Genomic DNA, 21,696 nt, shown 5'->3' with positions numbered 1-21,696 from the left:
GTGTCGGGCACGCTGTTGGGTGTCTGAAGGTACGGCCGATTGTTGGCTGCCTTCAGTGCCGGCCCCAGTGAACTCCGGTGTGAACCGGGGGTGATGGGTGGTTGGTCGTTGTTTGAGAACTGCACAGTGGACGCGAGCATCTGTGGCCAAGTTTTTAAGGGCGCACGGTGGATGCCTTGGCACCAGGAACCGATGAAGGACGTGGGAGGCCACGATAGTCCCCGGGGAGTCGTCAACCAGGCTTTGATCCGGGGGTTTCCGAATGGGGAAACCCGGCAGTCGTCATGGGCTGTCACCCTTGCCTGAACACATAGGGCAAGTGGAGGGAACGCGGGGAAGTGAAACATCTCAGTACCCGCAGGAAGAGAAAACAACCGTGATTCCGGGAGTAGTGGCGAGCGAAACTGGATGAGGCCAAACCATATACGTGTGAGACCCGGCAGGGGTTGCGTATGTGGGGTTGTGGGATTTCTCTTTCACGGTCTGCCGGCCGTGAGACGAGTCAGAAACCGTTGATGTAGGCGAAGGACATGCGAAAGGTCCGGCGTAGAGGGTAAGACCCCCGTAGTCGAAACATCAACGGCTCGTTTGAGAAACACCCAAGTAGCACGGGGCCCGAGAAATCCCGTGTGAATCTGGCGGGACCACCCGCTAAGCCTAAATATTCCCTGGTGACCGATAGCGGATAGTACCGTGAGGGAATGGTGAAAAGTACACGCGGGAGCGGAGTGAAATAGTACCTGAAACCGTGTGCCTACAAGCCGTGGGAGCGTCGGATATGTGCTTGCACATATCTCGTGACTGCGTGCCTTTTGAAGAATGAGCCTGCGAGTTTGCGGTGTGTTGCGAGGTTAACCCGTGTGGGGAAGCCGTAGCGAAAGCGAGTCCGAATAGGGCGATTTAGTAGCGCGCTCAAGACCCGAAGCGGAGTGATCTAGCCATGGGCAGGTTGAAGCGGCTGTAAGAGGTCGTGGAGGACCGAACCCACCAGGGTTGAAAACCTGGGGGATGACCTGTGGTTAGGGGTGAAAGGCCAATCAAACTCCGTGATAGCTGGTTCTCCCCGAAATGCATTTAGGTGCAGCGTCGTGTGTTTCTTGCCGGAGGTAGAGCACTGGATAGGCGATGGGCCCTACCGGGTTACTGACCTTAGCCAAACTCCGAATGCCGGTAAGTGAGAGCGCGGCAGTGAGACTGTGGGGGATAAGCTCCATGGTCGAGAGGAAACAGCCCAGAGCATCGACTAAGGCCCCTAAGCGTACGCTAAGTGGGAAAGGATGTGGAGTCGCACAGACAACCAGGAGGTTGGCTTAGAAGCAGCCACCCTTGAAAGAGTGCGTAATAGCTCACTGGTCTAGTGATTCCGCGCCGACAATGTAGCGGGGCTCAAGCGTACCGCCGAAGTCGTGTCATTGCAGCAATAGGGCCAACGCCCGCTGTGATGGGTAGGGGAGCGTCGTGTGCCGGGTGAAGCCGCGCCGGAAGGCAGTGGTGGACGGTTCACGAGTGAGAATGCAGGCATGAGTAGCGATACACACGTGAGAAACGTGTGCGCCGATTGACTAAGGGTTCCTGGGTCAAGCTGATCTGCCCAGGGTAAGTCGGGACCTAAGGCGAGGCCGACAGGCGTAGTCGATGGATAACCGGTTGATATTCCGGTACCCGCTGTGAAGCGTCAAACATTGAACCAGGCGATGCTAAGTCCGTGAAGCCGCCCCGGAGCCTTCGGGCAAAGGGGAGTGGTGGAGCCGACGGACCAGACCTGTAGTAGGTGAGTGATGGGGTGACGCAGGAAGGTAGTCCATCCCGGGCGGTGGTTGTCCCGGGGTAAGGGTGTAGGCCGTGTGATAGGTAAATCCGTCGCACATCAAGGCTGAGACCTGATGCCGAGCCGATTGTGGTGAAGTGGATGATCCTATGCTGTCGAGAAAAGCCTCTAGCGAGTTTCATGGCGGCCCGTACCCTAAACCGACTCAGGTGGTCAGGTAGAGAATACCGAGGCGTTCGGGTGAACTATGGTTAAGGAACTCGGCAAAATGCCCCCGTAACTTCGGGAGAAGGGGGGCCATCACTGGTGATCCGATTTACTCGGTGAGCTGGGGGTGGCCGCAGAGACCAGCGAGAAGCGACTGTTTACTAAAAACACAGGTCCGTGCGAAGCCGTAAGGCGATGTATACGGACTGACGCCTGCCCGGTGCTGGAACGTTAAGGGGACCGGTTAGTCACTCTTCGGGGTGGCGAAGCTGAGAACTTAAGCGCCAGTAAACGGCGGTGGTAACTATAACCATCCTAAGGTAGCGAAATTCCTTGTCGGGTAAGTTCCGACCTGCACGAATGGCGTAACGACTTCTCGACTGTCTCAACCATAGGCCCGGTGAAATTGCACTACGAGTAAAGATGCTCGTTTCGCGCAGCAGGACGGAAAGACCCCGGGACCTTTACTACAGTTTGATATTGGTGTTCGGTTCGGCTTGTGTAGGATAGCTGGGAGACTTTGAAGTCATGGCGCCAGCCATGGTGGAGTCGTCGTTGAAATACCAGTCTGGTCGTGCTGGATGTCTAACCTGGGTCCGTGATCCGGATCAGGGACAGTGTCTGATGGGTAGTTTAACTGGGGCGGTTGCCTCCTAAAGAGTAACGGAGGCGCCCAAAGGTTCCCTCAGCCTGGTTGGTAATCAGGTGTTGAGTGTAAGTGCACAAGGGAGCTTGACTGTGAGACCGACGGGTCGAGCAGGGACGAAAGTCGGGACTAGTGATCCGGCGGTGGCTTGTGGAAGCGCCGTCGCTCAACGGATAAAAGGTACCCCGGGGATAACAGGCTGATCTTCCCCAAGAGTCCATATCGACGGGATGGTTTGGCACCTCGATGTCGGCTCGTCGCATCCTGGGGCTGGAGTCGGTCCCAAGGGTTGGGCTGTTCGCCCATTAAAGCGGTACGCGAGCTGGGTTTAGAACGTCGTGAGACAGTTCGGTCCCTATCCGCTGTGCGCGTAGGAATATTGAGAAGGGCTGTCCCTAGTACGAGAGGACCGGGACGGACGAACCTCTGGTGTGCCAGTTGTCCTGCCAAGGGCATGGCTGGTTGGCTACGTTCGGGAGGGATAACCGCTGAAAGCATCTAAGCGGGAAGCCTGCTTCGAGATGAGTATTCCCACCCCCTTTGAGGGGTTAAGGCTCCCAGTAGACGACTGGGTTGATAGGCCGGATCTGGAAGGCGGGCAACCGCTGGAGGTGACCGGTACTAATAGGCCGAGGGCTTGTCCTCAGTTGCTCGCGTCCACTGTGTTGGTTCTGAAACCACGAACAACCGTCGTAGCTATGCCACGGCTCCGGTTGACAGTTTCATAGTGTTTCGGTGGTCATAGCGTGAGGGAAACGCCCGGTTACATTCCGAACCCGGAAGCTAAGCCTCACAGCGCCGATGGTACTGCAGGGGGGACCCTGTGGGAGAGTAGGACGCCGCCGAACAAATTTTGAAGGAGACCCCCGTACCGGGAAATCGGTACGGGGGTTTTCTGCGTTTACGGGCCACTTCGTTTTAGTGTCGCCGCCGGCCCTTCGATACCCGCACAACAATCAGCCCCCACCCCCGGTTGCCGGGAGGTGGGGGCTGAAGGCGTTCGGTGGACTGTCCTGGGCGCCGTTACTTCAGACGGGACGAAGCCACGATCGAGACGATGTGTGCGGGGACGAGCAGCCACACGATGGCCGTCACGCCCACCGTCGCGACGCGCGTCGCCGTCAGATCGCCAAGCGCGACGTCGACGACCGCGGTCACGAGCAGCAGCAGGGTGCACTCGATGCCGTTGACCAGGCGGTGAAGGCCGACCGCGGAGGCGAGACTGCGTATCCGGGCGAGGCCGCTGGAGCGCGGGACGACGGACTGGTCGGTCGCCTTCTCCATGCCGCTGTCGGAGCGGGCCACATGGACGAGGTCCGAGGACGACTTCAGGAGCAGGACGCCGATCGCCGCCGCGAGGCCGGCCACCAGGTAAGGATCCAGGCCGAGTTCGGAGGCCCGGACGCCCATGCCGACCATCACGGCGGCGTCGGCGAGATAGGCACCGAGACGGTCCAGGTAGACACCGAGCGGGCTGTACTGCCGTCGCCAGCGCGCGACTTCACCGTCCACGCAGTCCAGGAGAAGGTACAGCTGCATGAAGACGACGGAGAGCACGGCGCCGCCCAGACCCGGCAGGACCAGCGCGACCCCGGAGAGCACGCCCGCGACGACCATCACGGCGGTGATCTGGTTGGGCGAGAAGCGGGTTCCGAGAGCCAGCCGTGTCACCCGGAGGGAAACGGAACGCATGTAGAGGCGGCCGGCCCAGTGCTCCGCCCTGCTCTCCAGCTTGCCCGGAGGGTGGATGACGTGACGGAGTTCTTCGAGTGGGACGTTGGGCATGCGTCGTTCTCCCTGGCAGACCGGCGACAGTAGGCGTCAATTCCGTGGCGTGGCAACGTCGTACACGGACGTCGTACGGCACGTCGTACAGGGAAGAGCATGACGGGGGCCTGTACGGCGGGGATCGGCAGGGTGGATTTCAGGGATGGAATTCCCGTGTCGAAATCCGGGTGAACGGGGGCGTACCTCAGGTCTACCGTGGCCGTATGAATCAAGTGATCCGGTCCATACGGGCCGACGAGTGGCGTGCGGTGAAGGAGCTGCGGCTCGCCGCGCTGCGGGACCCCGTCGCGCATCTCGCCTTCGTGGAGACGTACGAGGACTCCGTGGCCCGGCCCGACTCGTTCTGGCAGGAGCGGGCGACGGGGGCCGCCGAAGGCGTCCTGGAGCGGCGGCAGTTCGTGGCCGTCGGACCGGACGGGGTGTGGCGCGGCTCCGTGGTCGTGCTGGTCGAGAGGACCGGGGAGCTGGACATCCTCGGGAACATGAGCGAGCGGGACCAGGGACATCTGGTGGGCGTCTTCGTACGGCCCGAGTACCGGGGAAGCGGTCTGACGGACGCGCTGTTCGACGCCGCGCTCGCCTGGGCCTGGGGGATCGGCCTGGACCGCGTACGGCTGTTCGTGCACGAGAAGAACGGGCGCGCCGAGGCGTTCTACCGCCGGGTCGGGTTCGTGCCGACCGGCGGGAGCACGGCGTCCGTGGGGGACAAGGGGGCACAGGATCTGGAGTTCGTGATCACACGGTCCTAGGGTGCCGACCGGCCGGCCTCGGTCGTCAGAGCGGGAGTTCGTACTGCGGCCAGCGGGCCCTGCCCTGTTCCCGGGAACGGAGCAGGGCCAGAGTCGGAAGGCCCTGGCCCGCTCCGGCGGTCAGCAGGTCGGGGAGCTGAGGGAGCGGGGCGACCGCGGCCACGTCGTCCAGGACGAGCGTAAGTGGTGGGTCGAGCCGACCGGAGGATGACCGTTCGGCCATGCGCCGGCCACGCTCGACCACGCTTGAGGCGAGGGCCGTCAGGAGCGGCATGGCGCCGGGGTTCGCCCTGGGGTCCTCGATGGGTTCACCGACCACATAGAGCGTGCCCCCTTCGTTCACGAAGGAATCCAGAGTCAGGGCGTCATTTCGGTTCGGCGTACAGGACTCGCGGATGTTGACCGTGAACAGCGAGGACAGGGCGCGGGCCGTCAGTTCCTGCGCTATGTCGCGGCGTTCGGGGTGTGAGGTGAGCGCGGCCTCGAGCTCGCCCGCCGCGCCGGAAGCGGCCTTGGGGTTCGTACGCAGGGCCCGTACCGCGTCCTGGACCTGGGATCCCTGGGCCCAGCGGTGGACGTGACGGAAGGCCTTGCCCTCCACGGCGGCAGCGTGCAGATAGCTCCGCAGGAGCGTTTCCGCGACGTCGGCCATGGCGTGGTCGACCTTGGCGGTAGGGCGTACGGGGGCCAGCAGCGCGGCGGCTCTGGCGGCCGCCGTGGCCTTGTCCTCGCAGCCGGCGGCGGGGGACCAGTGGAGACGGGCCGGGGTGTCGCAACGGTGGGTGGGGTCGTAGAGGAGGACCGGGCCGAGCTTGGCCCGGGCGTCCTTGGTCTCCGACCAGGTTCTCGGGTCCGAGGTGACGACCAGGACGGGGCCCTCCGCGTCCCGTACGGCTTGGGCGGCGGTGGGGTGGCGGGTCTCGGCGTGGCCGAGGACGACCGCGCCCGCGGCCGGTGTCCCTTCCCAGCCGCCCATGCGTGCGCCGCCGGCCGCCAGAGGAGCGGGCGTCGTCCGCGGTGCCTCCGTGGGGAGTTCGGCCGGTTCGGGCGCGGGCCGGGGCACCGGGACCTCGTGACGCGCGGGCTCCTCGGCGGACTTCGGGACCTCGCCGTACGGCTGGACCGGTTCCTGTGCGGGTTCGGGCACACGTGCCTCGGCCCGAGGCGCGTACGCGCCCGCCTTCCGCCGTGCCCGCACCGCCCGCCATCTCGCCACCGTGCCCATCACGAACACCGTCAGCACGACCAGCACCATCAACTGCCCGATGAACAGGCCCCAGAAGAGCCCGTACCCCGACAGCTGGCCGGCGGGGGTGTCCGGCCAGGCGCCCACGACGTCCTGCGGCCGCCCGATCAGATGGCGCAGGGCCAGGGGTGTACGGGCGACGGTGACGGCCGTCGGCCAGGCTCCCCGGGCCAGCCATCCGGCGAGCCCGGTGGCGGACCACACCAGCAGGGTGAGGCCGAGGAGGAAGGCCAGTACTCCCACCAGCAGACCGTCGGGGATGCCCCCCGCGCGCTCGTGCTCCCGTTCCCGTTCGTACGGTCTCATCTCATGCCACCGTGGACTCGGAAGTGCCGTCGAGATCGCTGAGGTGCTGCTCCACGAAGGCCGCCGCCCGCTCCTCGGCCTCCAGTTCCGCGGCGCGCAGCGCGTCGTCGGCGAGGTGATCGGCGGAGGACTCGGTCATGGCGCGGTCGGTGAAGACGAGGGGCCGTTCGGTCTCCGTGATCAGGTGTTTGACGACCTGTACGTTGCCGTTGACGTCCCAGACCGCGATGCCCGGGGTCAGGGTCGGGATGATCTCCACGGCCCACCTGGGCAGGCCGATCACCCGTCCCGTAGCCCGTGCCTCGTCGGCTTTCTGGGCGTAGATCGTGCGGGTGGAGGCCATTTTCAGGATCGCGGCGGCCTCCTTGGCCGCGGCTCCGTCGACCACGTCGCTCAGGTGGTGCACCACCGCCACGAAGGACAGGCCGAGGCGTCGGCCGAACTTCAGCAGACGCTGGAAGAGCTGGGCGACGAAGGGGCTGTTGATGATGTGCCACGCCTCCTCCACCAGGAAGATGCGCTTCTTGCGGTCGGGCCGGATCCAGGTGTGCTCCAGCCACACGCCGACGATCGCCATCAGGATGGGCATGGCGATGGAGTTGCGGTCGATGTGGGAGAGGTCGAAGACGATGAGCGGGGCGTCCAGGTCGATGCCGACCGTCGTGGGGCCGTCGAACATGCCCCTGAGGTCGCCGTCGACGAGGCGGTCCAGCACCAGGGCCACGTCCAGGCCCCAGGCCCGTACGTCGTCTATGGCGACGTTCATCGCCTCGGCCGACTCCGGTTCGGGGTGGCGCAGTTGCTCGACGATGTCCATCAGCACCGGCTGGCGCTCGACGATCGTCTCGTTGACGTAGGCGTGCGCGACCTTCAGCGCGAAGCCGGACCGTTCGTCGAGGCCGTGGCCCATGGCGACCTCGATGATCGTCCGCAGCAGGGCCAGCTGGCCGGTGGTGGTGATCGCCGGGTCGAGCGGGTTGAGCCGGATTCCCATGTCGAGGGCGGCCGTGGGGTCGAGGCGGATGGGAGTTATTCCCAGCTCCTCCGCGATGAGGTTCCATTCGCCGACCCCGTCCTCGCCCTGGGCGTCGAGCACGACGACCTGCCGGTCGCGGAAGCGCAGCTGGCGCAGGACGTAGGTCTTCTCCAGCGCCGACTTGCCGTTGCCGGACTCGCCGAGGACCAGCCAGTGCGGGGCCGGGAGCTGCTGCCCGTACAGCTGGAAGGGGTCGTAGATGTAGCCCTTCCCGGAGTACACCTCGCGTCCGATGATGACGCCGGAGTCTCCGAGGCCGGGTGCGGCGGTGGGCAGGTAGACGGCCTGGGCCTGGCCCGTGGAGGTGCGGACCGGCAGCCGGGTCGTCTCGACCTTGCCGAAGAGGAAGGACGTGAAGGTGTCGGTGGCGGCGGACAGCGGATCCCGCATCAGGGCCTTACCTCCGAATACCGGTGGCGAAGGGGAGCGTGTTGACGAAGGCCCGGTGGTGCTCGCGGTCGCACCACTCCAGCTTCAGGTACGACTTGCCGGCCGAGGCGCGGATGGTGCGCTTGTCTCGGGCGAGGGCCTCGGGGGAGCGCGAGGAGACGGTGATGTAGCCGACGAGGTTCACTCCGGCGGCGCCGCTCGCGAGGTCCTCGCCGCGCTGGTCGAGGCGGTTGTGGGAGGCGATGTCGCGGGGGTCGACGGTGCGGTTCATCTTGGCCTGGCGGCTGGCCTCGGCCTCGTCGTTGGTCTTCTCGGTCAGCATGCGCTCGATGGCGATCTCGGTGGGTTCGAGGTCCATGGTGACGGCGACCGTGCGGATGACGTCCGGGGTGTGGACCAGCAGCGGGGCGAGGAAGTTGACGCCGACCGGGGTCATCGGCCACTCCTTCACCCAGGCCGTGGCGTGGCACCAGGGCGCGCGGGTGGAGGACTCCCGGGTCTTCGCCTGGAGGTAGGTGGGCTCCATGGCGTCGAGCTCGGCGGGCCAGGCGTTGCGCTTCGTCATCGCCTGGATGTGGTCGATGGGGTGGTCGGGGTCGTACATGGAGTGCACGAGGGAGGCGAGCCGGCCCTGGCCGAGGGGCTGGCGTACGCGGATGTCGGCTTCCTGGAGCCGCGAGCAGATGTCGGTCAGCTCGCGCGCCATGACGACGGCGAGGCCCGCGTCCCGGTCGAGCTTCTTGCCGCCCTGCGGCCGGGCCGCCCGCGCCATGGCCTGGGCCTCGGCGGCGAGTTCGCGGGTCCAGTGCATGCAGGCGACGAGATAGGCGCGGTGCTGCTCGCTGCTGGTGGACACCATGGACTGGAGCTGGTCGTACGACTGCTGCAGCCAGCCGGGGGACTTCTCGTCCCCGCGTACGGAGACGTCCTTGGCGTGGGCGTCCGGGTCGGCGGGCAGGGTGCGGGCGAGCATCTGGAGGCGGGTGACGAAGCCGTCGCCGTTCGCGACGTGCTTGAGGAGGGTGCCGAAGCGGTCGACGAGGGCTTCCTGGTCCTCGCTGTCGCGCAGGCCGACGCCCGGACCCTCGATCTCGATCGCGGCCGTGACGGTGCGTCGGTCGGCGTGCAGGAGCACGGCGATCTCGTCCGGCCCGAAGGGGGCCGCGAGCCAGGAGATCCGCCCGATGCCGGGCGGCGGTCCGATCTCGATCTCCCGGCCGTCGAGGTGGGTGCCGGCCTCCATGACGTTGCTGCGGTACGCCGTCCCGCGGCGCAGGCTGCGCTTGTAACTGCGGTTGATCTCGAACCACTTGTAGAACGTACGGCGCTTGTACGGGACGTACACCGCGGCGAGGGCGACCAGCGGGAAGCCCATCAGCAGCACGATCCGCAGGGACAGTACGGGGACGAGCAGACCGCACATCATGCCGAGGAACGCGCCCGCGATGATGAGCACGATCTCGCCGGACTCGCGATTGCGGCCGACCATCGCGTTCGGCCGGGCGCGGCCGATCAGATATGTACGGCGGGGCGTGACCGGATGGGACACGTGGGACTCGGTCGTCAACGCCCTTCACCTCCCGTGCGGTTGGAACTGCTGTTGCGGGTGTTTCCGGTGGGACTCGTGCGTGGCGGAGGCGCGGCGGCCGGGACGGATCCGCCGCCTCCGTTCGGTGTGCGGGTGCTGTGCGCCGCCACGCCGCCGGAGGCGGGATTGGCGGGGCGGGGCGGCTGGCTGCCGCTGTTGCCTCCGCCACCGCCGCCGTTGTTGTCGGCGCGGGTGCTGTGGGTCTTGATGCCCTGGGCGACGAGGGTGGCCGGGGAGCTGATCACGGCCGCGGCCTTGCCTTCGGCGCCTTGCATGATGCGGTTGTTGCGGGAGTTCGCGATCTCGTCGCCGAAGCCGGGGACGAAGCGGTAGATCATGGCGCTGGCGAAGATGGCGAGCAGGATGATGGCGAGGCCGGAGACGACGGCGGAGAAGGAGTCCGGGCCGTTGTCGGTCGACAGGGCGCCGGCCAGGCCCAGCACTATCACGATGACCGGTTTCACCAGGATGACGGCGATCATGACGCCGGCCCAGCGGCGGACGTGACCCCACAGGTTCTTGTCGACGAGGCCCGCGTACACGACGGTGCCGAGGAGGGCGCCGACGTAGAGGAGCGCCGCGCGGATGACGAGCTCCAGCCACAGGACGCCGGCGGCGAGGATCGAGACCAGGGACACGACGATCAGCATGATCGGGCCGCCGCCGATGTTCTCGCCCTTGGCGAGTGCGCCGGAGAAGGTGCCGAAGAAGGTGTCGGTCTGGTTGCCGGTGGTCTTGGCGAGGACGTCGGTGACGCCGTCGGAGGCCGAGACGACGGTGTAGAGGATCAGCGGGGTGAACGCGGACGCCAGCACCGTGAGCCAGAGGAAGCCGATCGCCTCGGAGAGCGCGGTGCCGAGGGGGACGCCTCGTACCGCCCTCTTCGCCACGGCGAGCAGCCACAGGAGGAGGGTGAGGATCGTCGACGCCGCGAAGACGACGGCGTACTGCTGGAGGAACTTGGGGTTCGTGAAGTCGACGTTCGCCGTGTCGTTGACCGCGGAGGAGAGCTTGTCGATGGTCCAGGACGCGGCGTCGGCGCAGCCCTTGGCGAGGGAGGAGAGGGGGTCGAGGGTGGAGGTGAGGCTGGGGGGTGCGCCGCCGGTGCCGCTGGAGCCGCTGCCGTTCTCGCAGTACTTCCTGGCTGGGCCCGCGATCAGGGAGCAGGAGTCGTCGGTGGCCTTCGGGGTGGGTGCCGCGTAGGCGTGGGAGGCCAGCAGCACAGCTGTGGTCTGCACGACTGCTACGACGCCGGTGAGCTTGATCGCGCGGTGCGGGCTACCGGGCATACGTGAACCCTCCGAACTCCTCGACCGCTTTGCCGATCTCGTCGGCGCCGGAGACGGCGTTGTCTCCGTTGACGGGGGTCGGGCCGGTCTTCTGGCTGGTTTGCAGGACCTTCCAGTCGCCGTTCCAGGTCAGCTTCATGGTGACGGTGAACCAGCCGCTGGTCACAGGGTTGGTGGAGCTCTCGCCGGTGAGTCCGAAGAGGCTGTTGCACCACACCTCGACCGTGGCCGCGGTGTCGCTGGAGGAGGTGACCTTGGTGCCCACCGGCAGGGTGCGATTGACGAACGTGCTTCCGGTGGGCGCGCTGCCGTCGGTGTCGAGGCCGATCTTCTTCAGGAAGTTCGCCGAGTAGTCCGCGTCGAAGCCGGACTGGAGTCGGTCCAGCGCGCTGGGATCGGCGACCGCCTGCACGATGGCATGACGCTTACCCGTGTTGAACATGCCGTCGGAGCCCAGCGCGACCGCGTAGTTCGCCCCCGCGCTCTGAGCGCCCTGCACGTTGTGGCTGTACCCCGCCGGAATCCCGTTCGTCTTCGAATCGACCGGGCGGTTCCCGGAGGCCGCCGTCGGGGAGGTTCCGGACTTGGCGCCGCCGCTGCCGCCTCCGGTGCCCGAAGAAGGGGAATCGTCTCCTCCGCGGTTCGCGAAGGCGATCGCGGCGATCAGGAGGACCACGACGCCGACCACCGTGACCAGGCTGCGTGTGGACGAGCGTCCACGGCGGGCGCCGCCGTAGACGTCACCGGGGCGGTCGGGGAGCCGGGTCCGGGTCTGGCCCGTGCCCCCGTATCTCCCGTCGTCACCGCGGGAGCCGTCCCCGTATCCGGGTTCGTCACCGAGACTCATGCCGCGTACGCCCCCTCAACCTCTGCTGAATCGCGTAGTACGACGGTAGCCGTGCTGGTTTCCGCGCGGACGCGGTGTGGTGACTCGACATCAGGGAAACGCAACCTCAGCCGGTGGGCGCGACGGACAGGTGGATCGGACAGACGGAGGAGAGTGGAGCCGGGCGCCCCGGCCGGGGCTAGACGGCCATGCCGTACACGATGGTGAACAGCGTGCCCAGGGACCCGATGATGAAGACCCCGGTGAGGCCCGCGATGATCAGGCCCTTGCCCTGTTCCGCGCTGAAGGTGTCCCGCAGCGCCGTCGCACCGATGCGTTGCTTGGCCGCTCCCCAGATCGCGATCCCGAGGCAGAGCAGGATGGCGACCGCCATCACGACCTGGATCATCGTCTTGGCTTCGTTGCCCAGGCTGCCGAAGGGACCCCAGTCCGGGGCGATCCCGCCGATGATTGTGGTGATGTCGCCCTTGTCGGCTGCGAAAAGCATGTAAGTCACCGCCCCTAGTGGGTAGTTCTGCACCCCCTGCCACTGCGCGCAGAGGTCGGGCCCATTCTCGCCGACAATGACGCCGTCGCATGTCGACTTGGCGTCATTGATTGGCGGGTTTCGTACGAATCCCTTGCCACCGGCGCACGCGGGCCCCATTCGGGAGGCGTGCGCCGGTATGCGGAGAGTCGTATGGTCACTCTGTGTATCACGGCAGGTCACGCCGGGCAATGAAGTCGATGCGGAACCTGTCGTGTGGTTCCGTCGTTAACCCCTTCTACGACGCGCGCGGGACAGTCGCCCCGCTCGCCTCGTAGGTGCGCCACGGACGCGTCCCGATTCTGACGGGTGGTCGAGCCGATGTTCTCCGGGTCGCACGTCTGCCGGATGTGGACGCGCGACCGCCGTCACGCAGGCTATCCCCCGTCACCGTGGGGCAGGGAAACGGGCCGTGGCCGGTCGCCGAGACCTGTTCCTCCGCGAGGCCGGTCCGACTGACCGCTCAGGGGCAGCCGTTGGTGGTGGCGCGGGTCGTGGAGCCTTAGAAGCAGCAGGACTTGGCGGGGTCCGTCCGGGAGTCGGGGCGCGGGCTGCGCGACCGTCGCGCGGCGTCGGCTCGGCCGGGCTCACGGGAAACGCGTGGAGTTGCGCGGGTTCGGACGTCGTCGGTGGTGAGATGGCCGCCCAGCGAGCGGATCCGGGAGCACTCCATGATCGATGTCGACCTTCAGATCGACGCGGTACGGCGGCAGGTCGGTACCCGTGCCGGCAGGTCCGGCGAGGCCCGGGTGGTGACGGTGCGCCAGACGTACGACGTGACGCGCGAGGAGGTCTGGGACGCCTGCACCAACGCGCAGCGCATCCCACGCTGGTTCCTCCCGGTCTCCGGGGAGCTGAGGCTCGGTGGCACCTACCAGTTGGAGGGCAACGCGGGCGGCACGGTCGAGCGCTGCGACCCGCCCCGGGGCTTCGCCGCCACCTGGGAGTTCGGCGGCGAGGTCAGCTGGATCGAGGTCCGGCTGACGGCGGTGGCGAAAGCCGTGACGCGCTTCGAACTGGCGCACATCGCGCACGTCGACGAGGAACGCTGGGCGGAGTACGGACCCGGCGCGGTCGGTGTCGGCTGGGACCTCGGTCTGATGGGGCTCGCCGCCCATCTCTCGTCCGGTGGGTCCGTGGATCCGAAGGAGAGCACGGCCTGGCTCGCGTCCGAGGACGGGCGCCGGTTCGTGACGCTGAGCAGCGAGGGCTGGTACCGCGCGAGCCTCGCGGCCGGAGAACCCGAGAGCGCCGCCAGGGGGGCCGCGGCCCGCACGGCCGCGGCGTACGGCGGGGGTGGCGGGGACGGAGCGCCCCAGGCCGGAGATCCGCCGACGACGTCCTGACGGGGGCGCGTCAGGACGGGGATCCGGGGCCGGTCGCGTCGGCGGGGCGGTCCGCGTCCAGTCGGGGTTCGGGGGTACTCGAGCCCGGGAGGTCTTCCTCTCCCGGGCGCCCCGGAGCGTCCGGTGTCCGGGTGGTGTGGAGCGCGGGGACAAGTGTCCACAGGCTGTGGATATCCGGCTGCCGCGCGCGTGGGACGTGACTGGAGTAACGTAGCGTGACGCCTATTGATCGGAGTGCGAGAGAGGACGCTCGGTGGACGTGGGCCGGACGGCGGTTTCCGCCGGCGACTCATGGCAATTTCTCAAGGTGGTTTCAGGATTTCTCTCAGATCCGTGAGCCAGAGTATGAACCGATGAAGCGCATCACTCGTCCCCCTGGTGCCAGGCGGAACGCCCTGTTCGTCGCGGTCGCCGTGCTGGCCGCGACATCGGCCTCCGTCGCGGCCGCCGATGACGGCCGTGGGCCTCTCGGCGTGACCGCGCGGGCCTCCGGTACCGTGGCGGCCTCGCGCGTCGGCGCACTGTTCGGGGACAGCGGCGCTCTGGAGGGCGGTCACTTCTGTACGGCGTCCGTCGTGCGCAGCAAGGGACGGAACCTTCTCGTGACCGCCGCGCACTGCCTGGACGGCGGCGGAAAGCTGCGCTTCGTGCCCGGATACCGCGACGGGAAGGCGCCCTACGGCATCTGGGAGATCCGCAGGACGTACGTCGGTGACGCGTGGACCGGCGCCCAGGACGAGGACAGCGACGTCGCCTTCGCCACCGTCGCCGACCAGGGCGGCAAGGGCGTCGAGGACGTCGTCGGCGGCAACGCGTTCGTCACGGGGCGGGAGACCGGGGCGACCGCCGTGACGGTCACCGGCTACCCCAGCACCCTCGACGCCCCGATCACCTGCACGAACAGGCCCACCGTGCACAGTCGCACCCAGCAGCGCATCGCCTGCCCCGCCTTCGCCGGCGGCACGAGCGGCAGCCCCTGGGTGAACGGGTACGGGGAGGTCGTCGGGGTCATCGGCGGCCACGAGGCGGGTGGGGACACCGACGACATCTCGTACAGCGTGGTCCTGGGGGACGAGGCCCGGGACCTGTACCGGTCGACACAGGAGCAGTAGCGGGGGAGCGCCGCGCCCCGCGCGTGCGCCTTCCGGCCATGACGGGGTGTCCACTTTGGCGTGTTACCGCCTTGTGGCACAAGGGAGTTGCCCAGGGGGCGCCGTGACCGGCCCGGCAGGGCCGCCACATGCGGTTTCTCCTCGTGTGTGATCGTCCCGCGGCGCGGGGGGCGCCTCTACACTGGCGACGGCGGACTCCTGGGCGGCGAGGGGCGGTTGACGGTGCGTAAGGCATGGGTCGTGGCGGCCGCTGTCGCCGGGGCGGGACTCTCCTTCGTGATGCTGCTCGTCGTCGGGGTCTACATCGTCGCGGGCAACCTCGCGGGCGGGGTCGGGGGAGGCTCGGTCGGGCTCGCCAAGGGCGCGGTGCCGGCCGTGTACCAGACACTCGTGCAGAAGTGGGGAAACCTGTGCGGCGCGATCAACCCCGCGCTGCTGGCCGCCCAGCTGTACCAGGAGAGCGGATTCAATCCGAACGCCAAGAGCCCGGCGAAGGCCGAAGGGATAGCGCAGTTCATCCCGGGGACGTGGGCCACGCACGGAGTCGACGGCGACGGCGACGGCGACCGCGACGTATGGGATCCGAATGACGCGATTCCGTCGGCCGCCTCGTACGACTGCCAGCTCGCCTCGTACGTGAAGGACGCGCCGGGGAACATCACGGAGAACATGCTCGCCGCCTACAACGCGGGGGCGTACGCCGTCATCAAATACGGAGGCGTTCCGCCGTACCGGGAGACCCGGAACTACGTGAAGACGATCACGACGCTGGAGCAGAGCTTCGCCCGGCCCGTGAACCGGGTCGATCCGTCTCGGCAGGCCGCGGCGGCGATCTACTACGCGCAGAAGAAGCTCGGCACGCCCTATCTGTGGGGCGGCAACGGCACCGCTGACCAGGGCGGACGCTTCGACTGCTCGGGTCTGACGAAGGCCGCGTACGAAAGCGTCGGGGTCACCCTGCCGCGGGTCGCCAACGACCAGTACAACGCCGGGCCGCACCCCGCGCGTGAGGAACTGCTGCCGGGGGACCTGGTGTTCTTCTCCGACGACCTCACCAACTCGCGGACCATCCGGCACGTGGGCATCTACGTGGGCGGCGGCTACATGATCGACGCGCCGCGGACGGGTGCCGTCATCCGCTTCGACCCGATCGACACCCCCGACTACTTCGGAGCCACGCGCGTGACCGAGGATGGCGCGAAAGCACTGCCGACCACGGTCTGAACCCACCCCCTGAGCTGCGGCGATGTATCTCTCTTCGATAACGTCTGCGTGATCATTCGGTGGAGTGCGGAACGTACTGGAGGGCACTGTGCGTTCCTGATGACGTAGAGCGGACCCAGGACTTCCGGGCCGCGGTTCTACACACCACGGGGTGGATCGAGCGGCGCGCGATAGGGCGCGCCCGCGGGAGAGACGACGAAGGGGCCGCAGCACCATGGCTGGACTCGCCGAATCCGGTTCGAACCCCGACGTCGACCTGCTGTACGACATCAACGGCCTCGCCAAGGACGCACCGCACTGGTTCGACCGGGGCATGGGGTTCGTGGGCGAGTACGGACTGCTGCTCGCCATGGTCCTGCTGGTGCTGTGGTGCTGGTGGACCGTGCGGCGCGGCGGCGGTGAGGGTGCGGCGTCGTCCGTGGCCGGGCTGGTGTGGGCACCGCTGGCCGCCGGAATCGCGGTGCTGGTGAACGTGCCGATAAGGGGTTTCGTGGAGCGGCCCCGGCCGTTCGTCGACCACCAGGGGCTCGACGTCCTGGTGGCGGGCAAGACCGACTTCTCCTTCGTCAGCGACCACGCGACGCTCACGATGGCGATGGGCGTCGGCCTGTTCGTCGTGCACCGGAAGTTCGGCCTGGCCGGGATCGGGCTCGCGCTCGTCGAGGGGTTCTGCCGGGTCTACATGGGCGTGCACTACCCGACGGACGTCATCGGCGGATTCGCCCTCGGCACGGCCGTCGCGCTGCTGCTGTCCCCGCTCGCCACGGCCCTGCTGACGCCGGTCATGAAGGCCGTGGAGCGGTCCCCGCGGGCCGGCCGGCTGGTCCGGGCGCGGCGCGCGGGTCTCACGGAACAGCAGGCGCGGATTCCGGAGGCGCGGTCGGAGCGGCCGGAAGAGCCCGATCTGGCGGCGTAGCTGCCGCCCCCTCCGCCCCCGGCCCCTCCGCCCCCGCCCCCGGCCCGCTTCCCATCGGCTCGCGCGGGGACGGCTTCCGCGGCGGACCGTTTCTACAGTGCTTGGGGGAACGAGAAGAAGCGGTCCGGGTCGTACTGCTTCTTCAGAGCGGTCAGCCGGGGCGCCGCGTCGCCGTAGTACGCCTTGCGCCAGTTGGTGAGGGTCGGGTCCGTGTAGTTCTGGTAGGCCGCGCCGGAGGCGTGGCGGGCCATCGCCGTGTGGGCCGAGGTCAGCCAGGACTGGGCCGTGGTGCCGGAGGTGCCCGCCTGCCAGGAGACGATGTACTGGGCGAGCATCCGGGAGCGGCGGTGCACGAAGGCCGTCGCGGTCGGTGAGACACGGTTGACCGCGCCGCCCAGCGCGGTGAGCGCGATGCTGCCCGCGCCGGCGCGGACCGACGTGATCTGGTTCAGGAGCGTCTGGATGCCGGCCGCGGATATCGAGCGGTCGAAGAAGTCCGAACGGGCCGCGTACGTCTCGCGGCCGAGGGCGCCCTGCGGGGAACGGCCCGGCGTCGTACCCGGCAGATGGCACTGGGGGTCGGTGGGGAAGGAGGAGCAGCCCGCGTAGGCCTCCATCGACTCCTCGTACGAGTGCCTCTTGAGGGAGACGCTGCGGGCGGGGGCGCCGACCCGGTCGGCCAGGCGGTCCACGGCGTTCTGGAGCTCGCCGTAGGTGCCCAGGGAGAAGGCGGCGACGGAGACGGTGGGGGTGCCCCCGGCGGTGTTCTCGAGATGCAGGGACGACCAGATCTCGTCCGGCTGGTCCGGTCCCCACTCCTGCCAGGCCTTCACCACGGCGGCGGCCTTGGCCCACGGCCAGGTCAGGTACGCGGAGACGGCCTGCGGGGCGGGGTGGGTCTTGTAACGGAGCTCGGTGACGACACCGAAGTTGCCGTTGCCGGCACCGCGCAGCGCCCAGAAGAGGTCCTTGTTCTCACTCGCGTTCGCGACGAGTTGCTTGCCGTCCGCCGTGATCAGCGTCGCCTGGGTGAGGCTGTCGCAGGTCAGGCCGTACGCCCGGGACACGACGCCGTGGCCGCCGCCGAGGGTCAGACCGGAGACGCCGACGGTCGGGCAGGAACCCGCGGGGATGGTGACACCCTTCGCGGCGAGGGCGCGGTAGACGTCGATCAGCTTGGAACCGGCCCCGACGACGGCCTCGTTCGCGGACGCCCGGATCTTGTTCAGCTTGGAGACGTCGAGGATCAGCCGGCCGTCGCCGGAGGACCAGCCCGCGTAGGAGTGGCCGCCGTTGCGGATCGACAGCGGTATGTGGTGGGCGCGGGCGTAGGCCATGGCCGTACGGATGTCGTCCGCGTGGGCGGCGTACGCGACGGCGGTGGGCTTCAGCGCGTCGAAGCGGGTGTTGTACAGCTGGTGCGCGGCGGCCCAGGCGCGGTCGCCGGGGCGGACCAGGGGGCCGTCCAGGTCCTTGGCGAGGGCGGTCCAGTTCGCGGCGGCGCTGACGCCGGCGGTGGTGGTGCCCGAGGTCGTGCGGATCGGGGCGCTGGTCGTCTCCGCGGCCCCTGACGACGTCTTGGTGGCCGCGCCGTTCTTCCCGTTGCACGCGGTGGTGACCGCGGCCGCGAGAGCGGCCGCGCCGCCGCCTATGAATATTCGCCGTTGCATGTGAGCCTCCCGTTGGTTCCCGTGGGACGAGACGGGTGACCGTTTCCGAGGGTTCCACAACGAACGGGCGCGGGACGCAACCGCTACAGGACCGTGATCCCTTTATGACCGATATCACGGGTGTCCCACCCGGAATGCGGACTCCTGCCAGAGGCGTCGCGTCTCCACGCCCTCGCTCGCGCGAGGCCGTCCGGGCCGGACGCGGGGTCAGGCGAGCGGGGGCGTCGTGTGCGACTCCGCGTCCGTGCGCGCGAGGCTGCGGGCCCGGCGCGCCGGACCTCTCCAGCCGCAGGAGCAGCGGGCCACGCAGAAGCGGCCCTGCTCGACCGTGATGGTCCGGTGTTCTCCGACGAATGCGATGTCGTCCTGCTGCGCCACGCCCATAACGTTACCCAAGGCAAGCAAACGGAATCGGACCCGCGTGACGAGCGTCCCTACCCGTCGTTAACCGGTACGACAGGAGGCCCGGGACGGACCGGCTGGGGGTCGGCGGACGATGGTGGCGCAACAGGGCAGGCGGACGGACGCTCGCGTTCTCGCGGTCGCGATGGCGGGGCTCATGTGCTGCGCCGCCGGATGTTCGGCCGGCCGAGCGGGTGCCGAGGACGCGCGCCCCGCCGCCGTGAGCACCCGCTCCGGCGCCGTCTCCGCCGAGGCGCTGCACCGCGCCGCCGCCACCCTGGAGCGCGCCGGCAGCGCGAGGACCCGTACGTCGATGGAGATGGCCACCGGCGGGACCCGCGTCACCATCCGGGGAGAGGGTGTCTACGACTTCAGGAAGCAGTCGGGGCAGCTCACGGTGGAGCTGCCGCAGGACCCGGCCGGCGCCGAGGAGCACCGGCCGATCACGGAACTCCTCGCGCCGGGAGCCCTGTTCATGAAGAACCGCGGCGCGGGTGTCCCGGCCGACAAGTGGGTGCGCGTCGACACGGCCACGCTCTCCGACGGGAATCTGGTGACCGGCGGTGCCACCGACCCGTTCGCCGCGGCCGAGTTGCTGCGCGGGGCGCGGACGGCGACGTACGTGGGCAGGACGGACGTGGCGGGGGTGCCGGTGGCGCACTACCGCGGGACCGCCGACCTGGGCCTCGCCGCACGGAGCGCGTCGAAGGGGAACCGGGAGGCGCTGCGGGCGGCGGCGAAAGGGTTCGCCACCGCCGAGGTCCCGTTCGACGTCTATCTGGACGACGAGGGACGGATCCGTGAGCTGCGGCACCGGTTCAGCTTCGTCAACGGCCAGCACCGGGGTACGGTCGCGGTCGTCTCGACGACCCTGCTGTACGACTTCGGGGTCCCGGCGCCCGTACGGCTTCCCGAATCCGGGGACATCTTCGCGGGGAAGATCGCGGAGCCGTAGAGGCGCGGCGACCGCGGGGTGAAGGGTGTGCGGCATGTCGTGCATGCCGGCGGAGTCCGGGTAGGGGCCCGAGCCGGGGGCGGCGCGGGGGCGCGGAGTGCCTGGGCGGGCTCCGGGTGGGAGGCGGGGTTGGGGGCTGGAAATGGCCCTTCCGTGCCATGCGCGGTGTGTAGGCCGCTCCCTACTCTAGGAAGTCGGTGACGGCAGGAAGAGGTGACGCGCGTGGCTCCGGTCGGCGGTACGGCAGTTCAGGACCACGTGGCCCTCGCCGAGATCGAGCTGTGCGGCGATCTGATCATCGCGGCGTCGGCCGCCCATGAGGACCGGCTCAGCCTGGAGAGCATCGACGAGGTGCTGAAAGTGGCCGAAGAGCGTGCGCGGGAGAGCGGCACGGAGGAGTAGGTCCCGCCGCCTCGCCTCCCACCTGGTGGGTGCCGGGCGTGGTGAGGGGGCGAACGATGACAGCTCTCAGGTACGCAGCAGGCGGCCGATCGCCTTCGTGGCTTCCTCGACCTTCGCGTCGATCTCGTCGCCGCCCTTGAGGGCCGCGTCCGCGACGCAGTGGCGCAGGTGCTCTTCCAGGAGCTGGAGGGCGAAGGACTGCAGGGCCTTGGTGGAGGCGGAGACCTGCGTGAGTATGTCGATGCAGTAGACGTCCTCGTCGACCATCCGCTGCAGACCGCGGATCTGGCCCTCGATCCGGCGCAGGCGCTTGAGGTGCTCGTCCTTCTGCTTGTGGTAGCCGTGGACACCGCGGTCGTGGTCGGTCACGACCTCCTCCGCGGTCTCCCGCGTGTCACCGGAGGGCACCGGCGCGCCGGCCTCGGTGGTCGTCATCGCGTCCTCCTGCTGATCCCGCCGGAAAGGTCGGTTACATATACCCCTGGTAGGTATATGGTATCGAACTTCGTTGGGTATAGGGCCCTTGCCCGATGCCGGGACCGGACCCTGTGCTGATCACTGTGCCTCATGGGCGACACTGGGGGACGGCCGGTTAGCCGTGGCCGGATGATGCGCCTAGCATCAGCCTGACCGAAACAAAAGGACCCCGAGGACCTCACGTGCGATTTCGTCTGACCCCCAGGGAGACGAGCTTCTACGACATGTTCTCCGCATCCGCGGACAACATCGTCACGGGCTCGAAACTCCTGATGGAACTGCTCGGGGCCGACGCCTCGGCCCGGGCCGAGATCGCAGAGCGTATGCGGGCAGCGGAGCACGCCGGTGACGATGCGACGCACGCGATCTTCCACCAGCTGAACTCCTCCTTCATCACACCCTTCGACCGCGAGGACATCTACAACCTGGCCTCGTCCCTCGACGACATCATGGACTTCATGGAGGAGGCCGTCGACCTGGTCGTGCTGTACCAGGTCGAGGAGCTCCCCAAGGGTGTGGAGCAGCAGATCGAGGTGCTGGCGCGGGCGGCCGAGCTGACCGCCGAGGCGATGCCGAACCTGCGGACCATGGACAACCTCACCGAGTACTGGATCGAGGTCAACCGCCTCGAGAACCAGGCCGACCAGATCCACCGCAAGCTGCTCGCCCAGCTCTTCAACGGCAAGTACGACGCCATCGAGGTGCTGAAGCTCAAGCAGATCGTGGATGTGCTGGAGGAAGCGGCCGACGCGTTCGAACACGTGGCGAACACGGTGGAGACCATCGCCGTCAAGGAGTCCTGAGGC

At 68.0% G+C, this 21,696-nt stretch carries 18 protein-coding genes and 2 rRNA genes; 10 read left to right on the top strand and 10 right to left on the bottom strand.

Features of this window, described 5'->3' with window-relative positions; all coding sequences use genetic code 11:
* The first annotated feature begins 144 nt into the window (after positions 1 to 144).
* A 23S ribosomal RNA gene (locus HEP85_RS19300) occupies positions 145 to 3,266 on the top strand.
* A gap of 86 nt (positions 3,267 to 3,352) precedes the next feature.
* A 5S ribosomal RNA gene (gene rrf, locus HEP85_RS19295) occupies positions 3,353 to 3,469 on the top strand.
* A gap of 175 nt (positions 3,470 to 3,644) precedes the next feature.
* On the opposite strand, the gene HEP85_RS19290 is transcribed toward rrf, so the two are convergent.
* The gene (locus HEP85_RS19290) at positions 3,645 to 4,406 is read right to left on the bottom strand and encodes a CDP-alcohol phosphatidyltransferase family protein (RefSeq protein ID WP_168528849.1); all 762 of its coding nucleotides are present in this window, start codon (positions 4,404 to 4,406) and stop codon (positions 3,645 to 3,647) included.
* A gap of 206 nt (positions 4,407 to 4,612) precedes the next feature.
* Between HEP85_RS19290 and HEP85_RS19285 the strand changes: the two genes are divergently transcribed.
* A complete protein-coding gene (locus HEP85_RS19285) occupies positions 4,613 to 5,158 on the top strand; it encodes a GNAT family N-acetyltransferase (RefSeq protein ID WP_168528848.1) in 546 nt (181 codons plus the stop codon).
* A gap of 25 nt (positions 5,159 to 5,183) precedes the next feature.
* On the opposite strand, the gene HEP85_RS19280 is transcribed toward HEP85_RS19285, so the two are convergent.
* From HEP85_RS19280 to HEP85_RS19255, 6 genes are all read right to left on the bottom strand, one after another.
* Positions 5,184 to 6,710, bottom strand: coding sequence for a type VI secretion protein (locus HEP85_RS19280; protein ID WP_369657768.1), 1,527 nt, complete (start codon positions 6,708 to 6,710; stop codon positions 5,184 to 5,186).
* Between the two features lies 1 nt (position 6,711).
* The gene (locus tag HEP85_RS19275; protein WP_168528847.1) at positions 6,712 to 8,136 is read right to left on the bottom strand and encodes an ATP-binding protein; all 1,425 of its coding nucleotides are present in this window, start codon (positions 8,134 to 8,136) and stop codon (positions 6,712 to 6,714) included.
* Positions 8,137 to 8,143: 7 nt separating this feature from the next.
* Positions 8,144 to 9,703, bottom strand: a complete 1,560-nt coding sequence (locus HEP85_RS19270; RefSeq protein ID WP_228120781.1) for an SCO6880 family protein — start codon at positions 9,701 to 9,703, stop codon at positions 8,144 to 8,146.
* The gene (locus HEP85_RS19265) at positions 9,700 to 11,013 is read right to left on the bottom strand and encodes a hypothetical protein (RefSeq protein ID WP_365767419.1); all 1,314 of its coding nucleotides are present in this window, start codon (positions 11,011 to 11,013) and stop codon (positions 9,700 to 9,702) included. Before HEP85_RS19265 ends, HEP85_RS19270 begins: the two co-directional genes overlap by 4 nt.
* Positions 11,003 to 11,860 carry a hypothetical protein gene (locus HEP85_RS19260; protein WP_168528846.1) on the bottom strand — a complete coding sequence of 286 codons (858 nt, stop codon included), beginning with the start codon at positions 11,858 to 11,860 and terminating at the stop codon, positions 11,003 to 11,005. The genes HEP85_RS19265 and HEP85_RS19260 overlap by 11 nt, the downstream gene beginning before the upstream one ends.
* Before the next feature lie 178 nt (positions 11,861 to 12,038).
* Positions 12,039 to 12,347: a hypothetical protein gene (locus HEP85_RS19255; RefSeq protein WP_054232206.1), complete on the bottom strand. Its 309-nt coding sequence runs from the start codon at positions 12,345 to 12,347 to the stop codon at positions 12,039 to 12,041.
* Between the two features lie 710 nt (positions 12,348 to 13,057).
* Here HEP85_RS19255 and HEP85_RS19250 point away from each other — a divergent pair.
* From HEP85_RS19250 to HEP85_RS19235, 4 genes are all read left to right on the top strand, one after another.
* Complete coding sequence (locus tag HEP85_RS19250) at positions 13,058 to 13,732, top strand: SRPBCC family protein (protein ID WP_168528845.1); 675 nt, start codon at positions 13,058 to 13,060, stop codon at positions 13,730 to 13,732.
* A 353-nt stretch (positions 13,733 to 14,085) separates the two neighbouring features.
* A complete protein-coding gene (locus HEP85_RS19245) occupies positions 14,086 to 14,844 on the top strand; it encodes a serine protease (RefSeq protein ID WP_168528844.1) in 759 nt (252 codons plus the stop codon).
* Between the two features lie 216 nt (positions 14,845 to 15,060).
* A complete protein-coding gene (locus HEP85_RS19240; RefSeq protein WP_248001998.1) occupies positions 15,061 to 16,068 on the top strand; it encodes a bifunctional lytic transglycosylase/C40 family peptidase in 1,008 nt (335 codons plus the stop codon).
* Between the two features lie 214 nt (positions 16,069 to 16,282).
* Positions 16,283 to 16,984, top strand: a complete 702-nt coding sequence (locus HEP85_RS19235) for a phosphatase PAP2 family protein (protein ID WP_329288757.1) — start codon at positions 16,283 to 16,285, stop codon at positions 16,982 to 16,984.
* Positions 16,985 to 17,076: 92 nt separating this feature from the next.
* On the opposite strand, the gene HEP85_RS19230 is transcribed toward HEP85_RS19235, so the two are convergent.
* The gene (locus HEP85_RS19230; RefSeq protein ID WP_168528841.1) at positions 17,077 to 18,654 is read right to left on the bottom strand and encodes an FAD-binding oxidoreductase; all 1,578 of its coding nucleotides are present in this window, start codon (positions 18,652 to 18,654) and stop codon (positions 17,077 to 17,079) included.
* A gap of 207 nt (positions 18,655 to 18,861) precedes the next feature.
* Positions 18,862 to 19,032 carry a hypothetical protein gene (locus HEP85_RS19225; RefSeq protein WP_168524950.1) on the bottom strand — a complete coding sequence of 57 codons (171 nt, stop codon included), beginning with the start codon at positions 19,030 to 19,032 and terminating at the stop codon, positions 18,862 to 18,864.
* A 118-nt stretch (positions 19,033 to 19,150) separates the two neighbouring features.
* Between HEP85_RS19225 and HEP85_RS19220 the strand changes: the two genes are divergently transcribed.
* Positions 19,151 to 20,011 carry a hypothetical protein gene (locus HEP85_RS19220; RefSeq protein WP_168528840.1) on the top strand — a complete coding sequence of 287 codons (861 nt, stop codon included), beginning with the start codon at positions 19,151 to 19,153 and terminating at the stop codon, positions 20,009 to 20,011.
* A gap of 213 nt (positions 20,012 to 20,224) precedes the next feature.
* Entirely contained in the window at positions 20,225 to 20,413 is a 189-nt protein-coding gene (locus tag HEP85_RS19215) for a hypothetical protein (protein WP_168528839.1), read from the top strand.
* 66 nt (positions 20,414 to 20,479) lie between these two features.
* On the opposite strand, the gene HEP85_RS19210 is transcribed toward HEP85_RS19215, so the two are convergent.
* The gene (locus tag HEP85_RS19210) at positions 20,480 to 20,848 is read right to left on the bottom strand and encodes a metal-sensitive transcriptional regulator (protein ID WP_168528838.1); all 369 of its coding nucleotides are present in this window, start codon (positions 20,846 to 20,848) and stop codon (positions 20,480 to 20,482) included.
* Positions 20,849 to 21,072: 224 nt separating this feature from the next.
* Here HEP85_RS19210 and HEP85_RS19205 point away from each other — a divergent pair, with 224 nt between their 5' ends.
* Positions 21,073 to 21,693, top strand: coding sequence for a DUF47 domain-containing protein (locus HEP85_RS19205; protein ID WP_148009124.1), 621 nt, complete (start codon positions 21,073 to 21,075; stop codon positions 21,691 to 21,693).
* The last annotated feature ends 3 nt before the right edge of the window (positions 21,694 to 21,696 follow it).

The organism is Streptomyces sp. RPA4-2 (genome assembly GCF_012273515.2).
GTDB lineage: Bacteria > Actinomycetota > Actinomycetes > Streptomycetales > Streptomycetaceae > Streptomyces > Streptomyces kaempferi.
The sequence above is the reverse complement of the archived record's forward strand: the minus strand, read 5'-3'. Positions and strand labels throughout refer to the sequence as shown.

What these genes read in the sequence shown, in the direction of transcription:
- HEP85_RS19250 (WP_168528845.1), top strand. Translation starts at nt 13,058, where the DNA reads ATGATCGATGTCGACCTTCAGATCGACGCGGTACGGCGGCAGGTCGGT.
- HEP85_RS19210 (WP_168528838.1), bottom strand. Translation starts at nt 20,848, where the DNA reads ATGACGACCACCGAGGCCGGCGCGCCGGTGCCCTCCGGTGACACGCGG.
- HEP85_RS19285 (WP_168528848.1), top strand. Translation starts at nt 4,613, where the DNA reads ATGAATCAAGTGATCCGGTCCATACGGGCCGACGAGTGGCGTGCGGTG.
- HEP85_RS19260 (WP_168528846.1), bottom strand. Translation starts at nt 11,860, where the DNA reads ATGAGTCTCGGTGACGAACCCGGATACGGGGACGGCTCCCGCGGTGAC.
- HEP85_RS19245 (WP_168528844.1), top strand. Translation starts at nt 14,086, where the DNA reads ATGAAGCGCATCACTCGTCCCCCTGGTGCCAGGCGGAACGCCCTGTTC.
- HEP85_RS19290 (WP_168528849.1), bottom strand. Translation starts at nt 4,406, where the DNA reads ATGCCCAACGTCCCACTCGAAGAACTCCGTCACGTCATCCACCCTCCG.
- HEP85_RS19235 (WP_329288757.1), top strand. Translation starts at nt 16,283, where the DNA reads ATGGCTGGACTCGCCGAATCCGGTTCGAACCCCGACGTCGACCTGCTG.
- HEP85_RS19280 (WP_369657768.1), bottom strand. Translation starts at nt 6,710, where the DNA reads ATGAGACCGTACGAACGGGAACGGGAGCACGAGCGCGCGGGGGGCATC.
- HEP85_RS19275 (WP_168528847.1), bottom strand. Translation starts at nt 8,136, where the DNA reads ATGCGGGATCCGCTGTCCGCCGCCACCGACACCTTCACGTCCTTCCTC.
- HEP85_RS19220 (WP_168528840.1), top strand. Translation starts at nt 19,151, where the DNA reads ATGGTGGCGCAACAGGGCAGGCGGACGGACGCTCGCGTTCTCGCGGTC.
- HEP85_RS19255 (WP_054232206.1), bottom strand. Translation starts at nt 12,347, where the DNA reads ATGCTTTTCGCAGCCGACAAGGGCGACATCACCACAATCATCGGCGGG.
- HEP85_RS19265 (WP_365767419.1), bottom strand. Translation starts at nt 11,013, where the DNA reads ATGCCCGGTAGCCCGCACCGCGCGATCAAGCTCACCGGCGTCGTAGCA.
- HEP85_RS19230 (WP_168528841.1), bottom strand. Translation starts at nt 18,654, where the DNA reads ATGCAACGGCGAATATTCATAGGCGGCGGCGCGGCCGCTCTCGCGGCC.